Source organism: Pseudomonas sp. VE 267-6A (genome assembly GCF_024126555.1).
GTDB lineage: Bacteria > Pseudomonadota > Gammaproteobacteria > Pseudomonadales > Pseudomonadaceae > Aquipseudomonas > Aquipseudomonas palmensis.
This window is the reverse complement of the sequence record NZ_JAMYBY010000004.1, coordinates 119,033-132,028: the sequence shown is the minus strand read 5'-3', so window position 1 is coordinate 132,028 and position 12,996 is coordinate 119,033. Positions and strand designations below refer to the sequence as shown.

At 62.7% G+C, this 12,996-nt stretch carries 12 protein-coding genes; 6 read left to right on the top strand and 6 right to left on the bottom strand.

The window, feature by feature from the left end; translation table 11 throughout:
* Window positions 1-145: 145 nt before the first annotated feature.
* A complete protein-coding gene (gene gpmI / locus NJH59_RS05650; RefSeq protein WP_043862200.1) occupies window positions 146-1,681 on the bottom strand; it encodes a 2,3-bisphosphoglycerate-independent phosphoglycerate mutase in 1,536 nt (511 codons plus the stop codon).
* A 214-nt stretch (window positions 1,682-1,895) separates the two neighbouring features.
* Here gpmI and NJH59_RS05645 point away from each other — a divergent pair, with 214 nt between their 5' ends.
* Genes NJH59_RS05645 through secB form a run of 3 tightly spaced genes read left to right on the top strand, consistent with a single transcriptional unit; the run spans window position 1,896 to window position 3,091 of the window.
* Entirely contained in the window at window positions 1,896-2,312 is a 417-nt protein-coding gene (locus tag NJH59_RS05645) for a rhodanese-like domain-containing protein (RefSeq protein WP_043862199.1), read from the top strand.
* Window position 2,313: 1 nt separating this feature from the next.
* Entirely contained in the window at window positions 2,314-2,568 is a 255-nt protein-coding gene (gene grxC, locus NJH59_RS05640; protein WP_043862198.1) for a glutaredoxin 3, read from the top strand.
* 34 nt (window positions 2,569-2,602) lie between these two features.
* Complete coding sequence (gene secB, locus NJH59_RS05635; RefSeq protein WP_043862197.1) at window positions 2,603-3,091, top strand: protein-export chaperone SecB; 489 nt, start codon at window positions 2,603-2,605, stop codon at window positions 3,089-3,091.
* 49 nt (window positions 3,092-3,140) lie between these two features.
* On the opposite strand, the gene NJH59_RS05630 is transcribed toward secB, so the two are convergent.
* Window positions 3,141-3,596 carry a tRNA (cytidine(34)-2'-O)-methyltransferase gene (locus tag NJH59_RS05630; RefSeq protein ID WP_043862196.1) on the bottom strand — a complete coding sequence of 152 codons (456 nt, stop codon included), beginning with the start codon at window positions 3,594-3,596 and terminating at the stop codon, window positions 3,141-3,143.
* On the opposite strand from NJH59_RS05630, the gene NJH59_RS05625 reads away from it, so the two are divergent.
* Window positions 3,595-4,032: a hypothetical protein gene (locus tag NJH59_RS05625; protein WP_058541653.1), complete on the top strand. Its 438-nt coding sequence runs from the start codon at window positions 3,595-3,597 to the stop codon at window positions 4,030-4,032. The genes NJH59_RS05630 and NJH59_RS05625 overlap by 2 nt on opposite strands.
* 271 nt (window positions 4,033-4,303) lie before the next feature.
* On the opposite strand, the gene ntrC is transcribed toward NJH59_RS05625, so the two are convergent.
* The 3 genes from ntrC to glnA form a co-directional block, all read right to left on the bottom strand.
* A complete protein-coding gene (gene ntrC, locus NJH59_RS05620; RefSeq protein ID WP_043862194.1) occupies window positions 4,304-5,740 on the bottom strand; it encodes a nitrogen regulation protein NR(I) in 1,437 nt (478 codons plus the stop codon).
* Window positions 5,737-6,822, bottom strand: coding sequence for a nitrogen regulation protein NR(II) (gene glnL, locus NJH59_RS05615; protein ID WP_043862193.1), 1,086 nt, complete (start codon window positions 6,820-6,822; stop codon window positions 5,737-5,739). The genes ntrC and glnL overlap by 4 nt, the downstream gene beginning before the upstream one ends.
* A gap of 384 nt (window positions 6,823-7,206) precedes the next feature.
* Window positions 7,207-8,613 (bottom strand): glutamate--ammonia ligase, encoded by a 1,407-nt coding sequence (glnA, locus tag NJH59_RS05610; RefSeq protein WP_043862192.1) that lies wholly within the window; start codon window positions 8,611-8,613, stop codon window positions 7,207-7,209.
* Between the two features lie 331 nt (window positions 8,614-8,944).
* On the opposite strand from glnA, the gene thiI reads away from it, so the two are divergent.
* A complete protein-coding gene (gene thiI / locus NJH59_RS05605) occupies window positions 8,945-10,399 on the top strand; it encodes a tRNA uracil 4-sulfurtransferase ThiI (RefSeq protein WP_043862191.1) in 1,455 nt (484 codons plus the stop codon).
* Window positions 10,400-10,527: 128 nt separating this feature from the next.
* Window positions 10,528-12,348, top strand: a complete 1,821-nt coding sequence (gene typA, locus NJH59_RS05600; protein WP_043862190.1) for a translational GTPase TypA — start codon at window positions 10,528-10,530, stop codon at window positions 12,346-12,348.
* Window positions 12,349-12,505: 157 nt separating this feature from the next.
* Here typA and NJH59_RS05595 read toward each other — a convergent pair whose 3' ends face one another.
* On the bottom strand, window positions 12,506-12,910 hold the full coding sequence (locus tag NJH59_RS05595; RefSeq protein ID WP_043862189.1) for a YkgJ family cysteine cluster protein: 405 nt from the start codon (window positions 12,908-12,910) through the stop codon (window positions 12,506-12,508).
* Window positions 12,911-12,996: the final 86 nt, after the last annotated feature.

Genomic DNA, 12,996 nt, shown 5'->3' with positions numbered 1-12,996 from the left:
TAGTATGCCCGCCATGGCGATCAAAAAAAACGACCTTCAAGCGGGATGCGATTCAGCTGCCTGTTTCAAGCTGCACGCCGCAAGAGGCGCAGCGCACGTGGCGCTGGCTCCTGCAGCTTGAACCGTGCAGCGTAGGGCGTGCCGTTCAGACGTCTACGAGAATCGAAGTACCGGTCATTTCGGCCGGTTTTTCCAGGCCCAGCAGCTTGAGCATGGTCGGCGCCACGTCCGCCAGCACGCCGCCTTCACGCACCTTGAGGTTGCGCTTGCCGACATAGATGAACGGCACCGGCTCGGTGGTGTGGGCGGTGTGGGCCTGGCCGGTGCACGCGTCTTCCATCTGCTCGACGTTGCCGTGGTCGGCGGTGATCAGCGCTTCGCCACCCACCTTGTCGAGGGCCTCGACGATGCGGCCCACGCACAGGTCCAGGGCCTCCACGGCCTTGACCGCAGCGTCGAACACGCCGCTGTGGCCGACCATGTCGCCGTTGGCGTAGTTGACCACGATCACGTCATAGCGCTGCTGTTCGATGGCCTCGACGATGCGGTCGGTGACCTCCGGCGCGCTCATTTCCGGCTGCAGGTCGTAGGTGGCGACCTTCGGCGACGGGATCAGGATGCGCTCTTCGCCTTCGAACGGTTCTTCGCGCCCGCCGGAGAAGAAGAAGGTGACGTGGGCGTACTTTTCGGTTTCGGCGATGCGCAGCTGGGTCTTGCCCTTCTTGGCCAGGTACTCGCCCAGTACGTTGTTCAGGCTGCCTGGGGCGAACGCCGCCGGGGCGGCGATCTTGGCCGAGTACTGGGTCAGGCCGATATAGGCGGCCAGTTTGGGCAGGCGTGCGCGCGGGAACTCGTTGAAGTCCGGCTCGACGAATACCCGCGACAGCTCGCGGGCGCGGTCGGCGCGAAAGTTCATGAAGATCACCGCGTCGCCGTCCTCGACCCTGACCGCCTCGCCCACGCGGGTGGCCTTGACGAACTCGTCGCTCTCGCCGCGTGCATAGGCGGCTTCAAGGCCGGCGGTGGCGGTGCTGGCGCTGAACTCGGCGGTGCTGTCGACGATCAGGTTGTAGGCGGCGCTGACGCGGTCCCAGCGGTTGTCGCGGTCCATCGCGAAATAACGGCCGATGAGGCTGGCGATGCGGCCCTTGCCCAGGCGGGCGAAGGTGGCGTCGAGCAGTTCGATGGAAGACTGTGCGCTCTTGGGCGGGGTGTCGCGGCCGTCGAGGAAGGCGTGCAGGTAGATCTTCTCGGCGCCACGTTGCGCGGCCAGTTCGGCCATGGCCACCAGGTGGTCCTGGTGGCTGTGCACGCCACCGTCGGACAGCAGGCCGAGGATGTGCACGGCCTTGCCGGCACCGGCAGCCTTGTCCACGGCGTCGCACAGCACCGGGTTCTGGAAGAACTCGCCATCCTTGATGGCCTTGGTCACGCGGGTGAAATCCTGGTACACCACGCGCCCGGCACCCAGGTTCATGTGGCCGACTTCGGAGTTGCCCATCTGCCCGTCGGGCAGGCCCACGTCCATGCCCGAGCCCGAGATCAGGCCGTGCGGCTGGGTGGCGCGCAGGCGGTCGTAAACCGGCGTGGTGGCCGAATAGATGGCGTTGTATTCGTGGCTTTCGCTGTGACCGAAACCATCCAGGATGATCAGGACCAAGGGTTTTGGCGTGCTAGTCATCTATCCCACTCGCGCTTTTGTCAGGTGATAAAGACACGCATTTTAGGGCAAATTGGTCAGCAGTGACGAATTAACCTTGCGCGCCCGCCATTGCCGCCCGACGGGTAGCAGCCCGGCAATGAGAATTACTGTCGACAACCAGTGCCGGTGGGCTTTGGCCGGCCTTGGGTGCTGTGTATACTGCCCATCATTTTTAACGGCCCGGAACCCTCTGATGGTTGCTCACCTGATCGAATTCGCGACATCTCACTATCTGCTGGTTGGTATCTTCGTCGTTCTGCTGGTCCTGCTGATCGTCACCGAAGCGCGCAAGGGCGGCCGCAGCCTGAGCAACGGCGAACTGACCGCGCTGGTCAACGCCGACAAGGGCCTGGTCATCGATATCCGTGCCAGCAAGGAGTTCTCCGCCGGGCACATCGTCGGTGCGCTGAACATCCCGCAGGACAAGTTCGCCGCGCGTATCGGCGAGCTGGAAAAGCACAAGGCGACCAAGACCCTGATCGTGGTCGACAACCTGGGCCAGCATGCCGGCGCCGTGTGCCGCGACCTGCTCAAGGCCGGCTTCAACGCCGCCAAGCTGTCGGGCGGCGTGTCGAGCTGGAAGGCCGACAACCTGCCGCTGGTGAAGTGACATGAGCAACGTCATCGTCTACTCCAGCGACTACTGCCCTTACTGCTCGCGTGCCAAGCAGCTGCTGTCCAGCAAAGGTGTGGCCTTCGAAGAGATCAAGGTCGATGGCAAGCCCCAGCTGCGCGCAGAGATGAGCCAGAAGGCCGGCCGCACCTCGGTGCCGCAGATCTGGATTGGCAGCACCCACGTCGGCGGTTGCGACGACCTGTTTGCCCTTGAGCGCGCCGGCAAGCTCGACGCGCTGCTCAAGGCCTGAATTCCCTACAAGACCCTGCAAAGAAGGATCTGTCATGACTGAAGAACAGAACAACGGCGCTGCGGCAGCCGACGAAAGCTCCCCGCAATTCTCCCTGCAGCGCATCTATGTGCGTGACCTGTCGTTCGAAGCGCCGAAAAGCCCGGCGATCTTCCGCCAGCAGTGGGAACCGAGCGTCGCGCTGGACCTGAACACCAAGCAGAAAGGCCTGGAAGGCGACTTCCACGAGGTCGTGCTGACCCTGTCGGTCACGGTCAAGAACGGTGAGGAGGTTGCCTTCATCGCCGAAGTTCAGCAGGCGGGTATCTTCCTGATCAAGAACCTCGACCCGGCTTCGATGAGCCACACCCTGGGCGCGTTCTGCCCGAACATCCTGTTCCCGTATGCGCGTGAAGCGCTGGACAACCTGGTGACCCGTGGTTCGTTCCCGGCCCTGATGCTGTCGCCGGTGAACTTCGATGCCCTGTACGCGCAAGAGATGCAGCGCATGCAGGAAGCAGGCGAAGCACCTTCGCTGCAGTAAGCTGACTGCGGTACGTTGAAAGCGCCCTTCGGGGCGCTTTTTTCATGCCTCAGGCAAAACCTTGCTGGCGCCAGGCTTCGTACACCGCCACGGCCACGGTGTTGGACAGGTTCAGGCTGCGGCAGCCTTCACGCATGGGTAGGCGCAGGCGCTGGTCGCTGCCCAGCGGGTCGAGCACCTCGGGCGGCAGGCCACGGCTTTCGGGGCCGAACAGAAAGGCGTCGCCGGGGGCGAAGGCCACGTCGTGAAACGGCCGCGAGCCCTTGGTGGTGAAGGCGAACAGGCGCGGGTTGCCCAGGCTCTCGAGGCAGCTGGGCAGGTCGCTGTGGCGCTTGAGGGTGGCGTACTCGTGGTAATCCAGGCCCGCACGGCGCAGGCGCTTGTCGTCCAGTTCGAAGCCGATCGGGTCGATCAGGTGCAGCTGGCAGCCGCTGTTGGCGCACAGCCGTATAATGTTGCCGGTATTCGGTGGAATTTCCGGTTGAAAAAGGATGACGTGAAACATGCACGGCTCCGAGCATAAAGATGACGAGCATTCTACCCCCGAACCGGACCCGCGTTCGAAACTGTGGCCGCGGGTGCTGTTCTCCATGGCCCTGTTCGGCATGCTGGTTGGCCTGATGATCGGCCGCCTCACCGCGCCTGAACCACGGGTACTGGAGCGGGTGGAGGTGGTGGCCGATGGCCTGAACCTGTGGTTCAACGAAGAGCCGCAACTGCATGGCGAGGAGGTCGAGGGCACGCTGGCGTTGGTGTTCCAGGCCAGTGGGCGGAGCCAGAAGGGTCAGTTGCAGTTGGCGGGCAAGCCCGTGAGCTGGCGCCTGCAGAACAGCGACCAGGGCCTGTTGCTGAGCCTGGTGGCGGCCCGGCCGCTGCGCGGCGACTGGGCCGGCGAGCCGGTGCAGGGCCGCTGGAGGGTGCAGGTGAAACTGCACGAATAAAAGAGGGGATTCCCCGGCCTGCCTGTACCAAGGTCCCCAAAACTGGGTTGTGCTTAGGTATATGCAGGGGGTGTGCCAAGTTGGCCTGGGGCAATGGAACCTGGGGTTTTGCTGGGTTTGATGCGGTTGTGAGGGGTGTTTTTGCCTTCAGGCGGTGCAGCGGGGGCAGGCATGGTGCAGCAATGGGGCAAGCCGTTCGCCGGCAAGGCCGGCTCCTACAGGTACGGCGGCGTTTGTAGGAGCCGGCCTTGCCGGCGAAGAGGCCCCTGAGTCAGGCCTCGTCGTCGCCCTCGTCGTCCCCGCCGTCGACCTTCATGCCCAGTTCCTTGATCTTGCGCGTCAGGGTGTTGCGCCCCCAGCCCAGCAGCACCGCCGCATCGCGCCGCCGCCCGGCGGTGTGCTTGAGCGCCGTCTCGATCATGATCCGCTCGAAACTCGGCACTGCGCTGTCCAGCAGGTTCGACTGGCCACGGCTCAGTGCCTGGTCGGCCCACTGGCGCAGCGCCTGCTCCCAATTGGTCACCGGCGCCGCGTCCTGCGGCAGGTTCAGCAGCTCCGGCGGCAAGTCGCCGATATGCACCTCGCGCCCCGAGGCCATCACCGTGATCCAGCGGCAGGTGTTCTCCAGCTGGCGCACGTTGCCCGGCCACGGCAGGTTGCGCATGAACTCCTCGGTCTCCGGCTTGAGCAGCTTGGGCTCCACCGACAGCTCCTGCGCCGCACGCCCCAGAAAGTGCCGGGCCAGGGTCGGGATGTCTTCGCGGCGGTCGGCCAGGCGCGGGATGTGGATGCGGATCACGTTCAGGCGGTGGAACAGGTCTTCACGGAACTTGCCGGCCTGCACCAGGGTTTCCAGGTTCTGGTGGGTGGCGGCAATGATGCGCACGTCCACCTTCACCGGCACATGCCCGCCCACCCGGTAGAACTCGCCATCGGCCAGCACGCGCAGCAGGCGGGTCTGGGTGTCGGCCGGCATGTCGCCGATCTCGTCGAGAAACAGCGTGCCGCCGTCGGCCTGCTCGAAACGCCCGCGGCGCAGGTTGGCTGCGCCGGTGAACGCGCCCTTTTCATGGCCGAACAGCTCGGACTCCATCAGGTCCTTGGGAATCGCCGCCATGTTCAGCGCGATGAACGGCGAGGCGGCGCGTGGGCTGTGACGGTGCAGGGCGTGGGCCACCAACTCCTTGCCGGTGCCCGATTCGCCGTTGATCAGCACGGTGATGTTGGAATGGCTGAGCCGGCCGATGGCGCGAAACACCTCCTGCATGGCCGGCGCTTCGCCGATGATTTCCGGGGTGCGGGTCAGCGCCTGGGGCTCGGCCATGCCCTGCTGTTCCTGGGCGTGCTGGTTGGCGCGCTTGACCAGCGACACCGCCTCGTCCACGTCGAATGGCTTGGGCAGGTACTCGAACGCGCCGCCCTGGTACGAGGCCACGGCGCTGTCCAGGTCCGAGTGCGCGGTCATGATGATCACCGGCAGACGCGGATGCTGCTCGCGGATCTGCGCCAGCAGGTCCAGGCCGCTGGCACCGGGCATGCGAATGTCGGAGATGATCACGTCCGGCTGCTGGCGGGCCAGGCGGCTCATGACCCCATCGGCACTGTCGAAGCTCTGGGTGGTCATGCCTTCCTGTTGCAGGGCTTTTTCCAGGACCCAACGGATGGAGCGGTCGTCGTCGACGATCCAGACGGTTTCGCTTCGGCTCATGAAGAAGTGGCTCCTTGTTCCAGCGGCAGGAAGATCGAGAAGGTGGTGTGGCCAGGGTGGCTGTCACATTCGATCAGGCCCTGGTGCTGGCTGATGATGTTCTGGGTGATGGCCAGGCCCAGCCCGGTACCGTCCGGGCGACCGCTGACCATGGGATAGAAGAGGGTGTCCTGCAGTTCCGCGGGGATACCCGGGCCGTTGTCGATGATTTCGATGCGCGCCACCAGGCGGTGGCGGGTGTGGCCGATGGTGAACTGGCGCATGGCGCGGCTGCGCAGGGTGATGCGGCCCAGGCGCAGTTCGTTCTGCCCGCTGATGGCCTGCATGGCGTTGCGCACGATGTTGAGCACGGCCTGGATCATCTGCTCGCGGTCCACCAGCACGTCGGGCAGGCTCGGGTCGTAGTCGCGCACCAGGGTGATGCCGCCCTGGCTTTCGGCCTCCACCAGGCTGCACACGCGCTCGAGCACTTCGTGGATGTTGGTCATGGCCAGCGACGGCAGTTTGTTGGAGCCGAGCATGCGGTCGACCAGGTTACGCAGGCGGTCGGCCTCTTCGATGATGACGTTGGTGTAGTCCTTGAGGCCGTTGTCGGGCAGTTCGCGGGCCAGCAGCTGTGCGGCGCCACGGATGCCGCCCAGCGGGTTCTTGATTTCGTGGGCCATGCCGCGCACCAGCATCTTGGTGGTTTCCTGCTTGGACAGCTGCGCCTCTTCCTTGGTGATGCGCAGCAGGCGGTCGCGCGGGTGCACTTCGAGCAGCAGCAGGGTGCGGCCGTGGTTGAGGATCGGGGTGACGGCGTAGTCGACGGTCAGGGTCTGGCCGGTGAGGGCGGTGAGCATAGCTTCGCGCTTGGTGAACGGGTGCGCGTGCTCCACGGCCTGGCGCAGCGAGTTGAGCGCTTCGGTCGATTCGGTGAACAGCTCGCTGATGAACTGCCCGTGGCTGCGCTGGCCGCTGATGGCCAGGAGCATTTCCGCTGCCGGGTTCATGTACTCCAGGCGCAATTCGGCATTGAGCAGAATGGTGGCAGTGGTCAGGTTGTCCAGTAGCAGTCGGTGCAGTGCATCGCTGATGGTCATGGGGCGTCGTTGACCTCTTTTGGCACAGTACCGCCCTGATCGGGGCCAGGGTGGCGCGCGCTGGTAATCGGCTGATGCCAGGAAAATGCAAGAACCAAACCAAGGCTCCGAAAAGAAGCGCAATTCCCTGAAACCGGGCCTTGGCTGCGCAAAAAATGACTGCGTTAACAGGTTGCAGGCTGTTTTTGAACCAAAATGGGCTGTTGGTGCAGGGGTAGCGCTGCCTTGTGCACCATTGTAGAGCACTGCTGACTTCATCGCGGGTCAAGCCCGTTCCCACTGGTTTGTAGCAGCGGCTTGACCCGCGATGAAGTCAGCGCAAAAAAAAAGGCCTCCCGAATGGGAGGCCTCTCTCGTTACGCCGCGTGAGCGAGCGTCACTGGCTTAGCAGCTGTAGTACAGCTCGTATTCCAGTGGGTGTACGAAGGTGCGCACCTTGATTTCTTCTTCGCTTTTCAGGGCGATGTAGGCATCGATGAACTCGTCGGAGAACACGCCGCCCTTGGTCAGGAACGCACGGCCCTTGTCCAGCTCTTCCAGGGCTTCCTTCAGGCTGCCACAGACCTGCGGGATCTCTTTGGCCTCTTCAGGCGGCAGATCGTACAGGTTCTTGTCGGCGGCATCGCCTGGGTGGATCTTGTTCTGGATGCCGTCCAGGCCGGCCATCAGCAGCGCAGCGAAGGCCAGGTACGGGTTGGCCGCCGGGTCCGGGAAGCGCGCTTCGATACGGCGGGCCTTGGGGCTCGACACGTAAGGAATGCGGATCGAGGCAGAACGGTTGCGTGCCGAGTAGGCCAGCATGACCGGGGCTTCGAAGCCCGGGACCAGACGCTTGTAGGAGTTGGTCGACGGGTTGGTGAAGCCGTTCAGGGCTTTGCCGTGCTTGATGATGCCGCCGATGAAGTACAGGGCGGTATCGGACAGGCCGGCATAGCCTTCGCCGGCGAAGGTGTTCTTGCCGTCTTTCCAGATCGACATGTGCACGTGCATGCCCGAGCCGTTGTCGCCGTACAGCGGTTTTGGCATGAAGGTAGCGGTGCGGCCATAGGCGTCGGCAACGTTGTGCACGACGTATTTCAGGGTCTGAACTTCGTCAGCTTTTTTCACCAGGGTGTTGAACTTGACGCCGATTTCGTTCTGACCGGCAGTCGCCACTTCGTGGTGGTGCACTTCGACGACCTGGCCCATTTCTTCCAGTGCGTTGCACATGGCAGTACGGATCTCGTGGTCGTGGTCGAACGGCGGAACCGGGAAGTAGCCGCCCTTGACGCCTGGACGGTGGCCCTTGTTGCCACCTTCCACGTCCTGGTCGGACATCCACGAGCCCTGCTCGGAGTAGATCTTGAACATCGAGCCCGAAATGTCGGACTTGAACTTCACTTCGTCGAAGATGAAGAACTCAGGCTCAGGGCCTGCGAATACGGTGTCGCCGATGCCGGTGGAGCGCAGGAACTCTTCAGCCTGCTTGGCGATGGCGCGCGGGTCGCGGTCGTAGCCTTGCATGGTCGACGGTTCGATGATGTCGCAGACCAGGATCAGGGTCGGCTCTTCGGTGAACGGGTCGAGCACGGCGGTGGAGTCGTCCGGCATCAGGATCATGTCGGAGGCTTCGATGCCTTTCCAGCCAGCGATGGAGGAACCGTCGAACATCTTGCCGGCTTCGAAGAAGTCGTCTTCCAGCGCGTCACGGGCTGGCATGGTGACGTGGTGCTGGGTGCCCTTGGTGTCAGTGAAGCGCAGATCAATCCATTTAACGTCATGATCTTTGATGAGTTGAACCGACTTCGACATGGTGTCCTCCGGGTGGGGTAGAGCGTGCCTGTGCAGCCCTTGTAATTTGGGTGATGCCGGGCGCGAATAGTCGGCCAAGGCAACCTGCCTCACAAGGGAGCAAATTGCATGCCAGTGCCCCGAGTTGGGTTTTTCGCCCCATTCTCACGCGTTTACGGGTGCCAACGACGCTTCAGGGGTTTTTCCTGCACTCTTAGGAGGCGTTTTTTCGTTTGAGTGACCCAAAATGGTGCGCGTGAAACCTTCTGTACAAAAGTTGCTCAAAGCTTGAGCGAATTCCGCTATAATCCGCGCCCCTTCTTTTTCGGCTGGCCACGCGCGCGCTGTTTTCATGAAACTAATCGTCAAAGTCTTTCCAGAGATCACCATCAAGAGCCGCCCGGTTCGAAAGCGCTTCATCCGTCAACTGGGCCGCAACATCCGCACCGTGCTCAAGGACCTGGATCCTGCGCTCGCGGTCGATGGTGTCTGGGACAATCTGGAGGTGGTCACCCGCCTGGACGACGAGAAGGTGCTGCGCGAAATGACCGAGCGCCTGAGCTGCATGCCGGGCATCGCGCATTTCCTCCAGGTCGATGAGTACCCGCTGGGCGACTTCGACGATATCGTCGCCAAGTGCAAGACGCATTTCGGCCACCTGCTGGCCGGCAAGCACTTTGCCGTGCGCTGCAAGCGCGGCGGCCACCATGATTTCAGCTCGATGGACGTCGACCGCTATGTCGGCAGCCAGCTGCGCCAGCAGTGCGGCGCCGCCGGCATCGACTTGCGCAACCCCGAAGTGGAAGTGCGCATCGAGATCCGCGACAAGCGCCTGTACGTGATCCACAACCAGCACAAGGGCATCGGCGGCTACCCGCTGGGCGCGCTGGAGCAGACCCTGGTGCTGATGTCCGGCGGCTTCGACTCCACCGTGGCGGCCTACCAGATGATGCGCCGCGGCCTGATGACCCACTTCTGCTTCTTCAACCTGGGCGGCCGTGCCCACGAGCTGGGCGTGATGGAAGTCGCGCACTACCTGTGGAAGAAGTACGGCAGCAGCCAGCGCGTGCTGTTCGTCAGCGTGCCGTTCGAAGAGGTGGTGGGCGAGATCCTCGGCAAGGTCGACAACAGCTACATGGGCGTGACCCTCAAGCGCATGATGCTGCGCGCCGCCACCAACATCGCCGACCGCCTGCAGATCGACGCGCTGGTCACCGGCGAGGCGATTTCCCAGGTGTCCAGCCAGACATTGCCCAACCTGGCGGTGATCGACTCGGCCACCGAGAAGCTGGTGCTGCGCCCGCTGCTGGCCAGCCACAAGCAGGACATCATCGACCAGGCCAATGAAATCGGCACCGCCGAGTTCGCCAAGCACATGCCCGAGTACTGCGGCGTGATCTCGGTGAACCCGACCACCTGTGCCAAGCGTCACCGTGTCGACCATGAAGAGAAGCAGTTCGACATGGCCGTGCTCGAGCGCGCCCTGGAACGCGCCCGCCTGGTGTCCATCGACCACGTGATCGATGAACTGGGCCAGGATATCCAGATCGAAGAAGTCAGCCAGGCGCTGGCCGGGCAGGTGGTGATCGACATTCGTCACCCCGACGCCCAGGAAGACCAGCCTCTGGAACTGGACGGCATCGAGGTCAAGGCCTTGCCGTTCTACGCCCTCAACAGTCGCTTCAAGGAGCTGGACCCCACGCGCCAGTACTTGCTGTATTGCGACAAGGGAGTGATGAGTCGCCTGCATGCCCACCATCTACTGAGTGAGGGGCATGCCAATGTGCGCGTTTATCGTCCGACATAAGATGCCGGGGTTGTATGGCGGCAGTATCCGCCATCGCCCTCCCGACCGACGAGCCCGTTGAGCGCCGTTCATTCACATTCGCCGCCTAGACTGGGCGGCAACCCGAATCCTCTGATCGAGATACACAAGTGATCGAAAATCTACGCAACATCGCCATCATCGCCCACGTTGACCATGGCAAGACCACCCTGGTAGACAAACTGCTGCGTCAGTCCGGCACCCTGGAGCGCAACGAGCTCAACGACGAGCGCGTGATGGACTCCAACGACCAGGAAAAAGAGCGCGGCATTACCATTCTGGCGAAAAACACCGCCATCAACTGGAACGGCTACCACATCAACATCGTGGACACCCCGGGCCACGCCGACTTCGGTGGTGAAGTAGAGCGTGTGATGTCGATGGTCGACTCCGTGCTGCTGCTGGTTGACGCCCAGGACGGCCCTATGCCGCAAACCCGTTTCGTGACCAAGAAGGCTTTCGAAGCCGGCCTGCGTCCGATCGTGGTGATCAACAAGGTCGACCGTCCGGGCGCGCGTCCTGACTGGGTTCTGGACCAGATCTTCGACCTGTTCGACAACCTGGGTGCCACCGACGAACAGCTGGACTTCAAGGTCGTCTACGCCTCGGCCCTGAACGGCATTGCCGGTCTGGACCACACCGAAATGGCCGAAGACATGACCCCGCTGTACCAGTCGATCGTCGACAACGTGCCAGCGCCAAGCGTCGACCGCGACGGTCCGTTCCAGATGCAGATCTCGGCACTGGACTACAACAGCTTCCTGGGCGTGATCGGTGTTGGCCGCATCGCCCGTGGTCGCGTCAAGCCGAACACCCCGGTTGTGGCCATCGACGTTGACGGCAAGCGCCGCAACGGTCGTATCCTCAAGCTGATGGGTCACCACGGCCTGCACCGCGTCGACGTCGAAGAAGCCCAGGCTGGCGACATCGTCTGCATCAGCGGTTTCGACGAGCTGTTCATCTCCGACACCCTGTGCTCCCCGGACGCAGTCGAGGCGATGAAGCCGCTGACCGTCGACGAGCCGACCGTTTCGATGACCTTCCAGGTCAACGACTCGCCGTTCTGCGGTAAGGAAGGCAAGTTCGTCACCAGCCGCAACATCAAGGAGCGTCTGGACAAGGAGCTGCTGTACAACGTTGCACTGCGCGTTGAAGAGGGCGACTCGGCCGACAAGTTCAAGGTATCGGGCCGTGGTGAGCTGCACCTGTCGGTACTGATCGAAACCATGCGTCGCGAAGGCTTCGAAATGGGTGTTGGTCGTCCGGAAGTGATCATCCGCGAAATCGACGGTGCCAAGCACGAGCCGTTCGAGAACGTCACCATCGACATCCCTGAAGATTCGCAGGGCAAGGTCATGGAAGAAATGGGCCTGCGTAAAGGCGACCTGACCAACATGGTGCCGGATGGCAAGGGCCGTGTACGTCTGGAATACAACATTCCAGCCCGTGGTCTGATCGGTTTCCGCAACCAGTTCCTGACCCTGACCAACGGTGCAGGCATCCTGACCTCGATCTTCGATCGCTACGCGCCAATGAAGTCCGGCCACATGTCCGGCCGTCAGAACGGCGTACTGGTATCGGTAGAGACCGGCAAGGCGCTGACCTACTCGCTGGAAACCCTGCAGGCGCGCGGCAAGCTGTTCGTCGAGCACGGCCAGGAGATCTACAACGGTCAGATCGTCGGTCTGAACAGCCGTGACAACGACCTGGGCGTCAACCCTACCAAGGGCAAGAAGCTCGACAACATGCGTGCTTCGGGCAAAGACGAAACCATCGCTCTGGTGCCACCTGTTCGCTTCACCCTGGAACAGGCCCTGGAATTCATCCAGGACGACGAGCTGTGCGAAGTCACGCCCAAGTCGATCCGTCTGCGCAAGAAGATCCTGGACGAAGGCGAGCGTACCCGCGCTGCCAAGAAAGCCAAGAACTGAGTTAGCTCAGGCTGAATGAAAACGCCCTCGGTCGAAAGGCCGGGGGCGTTTTTGTTTGTGCAAGGCCTGAAACTTGCGCTGGCCGAATCGCGGGTCAAGCCCGCTCCCACAGGTAAATGCACAACCTTGTGGGAGCGGGCTTGACCCGCGATGCTTTTCAGCGGGCCACGGGCTTTGGCTTGTACGCGCAGTACCCCGGCCGCGGGCCAATCCTTGGGTGGTTGCGGCAGGTGTCGGGGCGCTTGTCGTAAATGGTGCAGAACCGCGTCTTGCGGTCCAGGTACAGGCAATCGTCGTTGCTCATGCGCTGCAAGGTGAAGATCCCGGACTTCTGGTTGAAGCGCTCGACGATCCCATCCTTCTGCAGGCGCTTGGCGATGTTCTTGGGCGGCTCGCCCCGTTCGAATTCGTCCACCACGCCAATGCGGATCAGATCCGTGAGCTTGACCTCCACCGGCAGGGTGCAGCAACTGGACATGCAGCCCCCGCACATGTGGCTGGAATACCTCTGCCAGGTATCCAGGCGGTCGAGTTCGGCGGCGGCAATCAGGGTCGGTTTCATCAGGTTCGGTTTTTCAGATGGTCGGGTGGGCGCGCGATCATACCGGAGTTGGTCAAAATGTGAACAACCATTTGCCGGGTTCGTGC

Bases quoted from the DNA above. Each gene is read 5' to 3' on its own strand.
- secB (WP_043862197.1), top strand. From the start codon at position 2,603: ATGACTGAAGAACAGAACAACGGCGCTGCGGCAGCCGACGAAAGCTCC.
- NJH59_RS05630 (WP_043862196.1), bottom strand. From the start codon at position 3,596: ATGTTTCACGTCATCCTTTTTCAACCGGAAATTCCACCGAATACCGGC.
- ntrC (WP_043862194.1), bottom strand. From the start codon at position 5,740: ATGAGCCGAAGCGAAACCGTCTGGATCGTCGACGACGACCGCTCCATC.
- NJH59_RS05625 (WP_058541653.1), top strand. From the start codon at position 3,595: ATGCACGGCTCCGAGCATAAAGATGACGAGCATTCTACCCCCGAACCG.
- NJH59_RS05645 (WP_043862199.1), top strand. From the start codon at position 1,896: ATGGTTGCTCACCTGATCGAATTCGCGACATCTCACTATCTGCTGGTT.
- glnA (WP_043862192.1), bottom strand. From the start codon at position 8,613: ATGTCGAAGTCGGTTCAACTCATCAAAGATCATGACGTTAAATGGATT.
- NJH59_RS05595 (WP_043862189.1), bottom strand. From the start codon at position 12,910: ATGAAACCGACCCTGATTGCCGCCGCCGAACTCGACCGCCTGGATACC.
- grxC (WP_043862198.1), top strand. From the start codon at position 2,314: ATGAGCAACGTCATCGTCTACTCCAGCGACTACTGCCCTTACTGCTCG.
- glnL (WP_043862193.1), bottom strand. From the start codon at position 6,822: ATGACCATCAGCGATGCACTGCACCGACTGCTACTGGACAACCTGACC.
- gpmI (WP_043862200.1), bottom strand. From the start codon at position 1,681: ATGACTAGCACGCCAAAACCCTTGGTCCTGATCATCCTGGATGGTTTC.
- thiI (WP_043862191.1), top strand. From the start codon at position 8,945: ATGAAACTAATCGTCAAAGTCTTTCCAGAGATCACCATCAAGAGCCGC.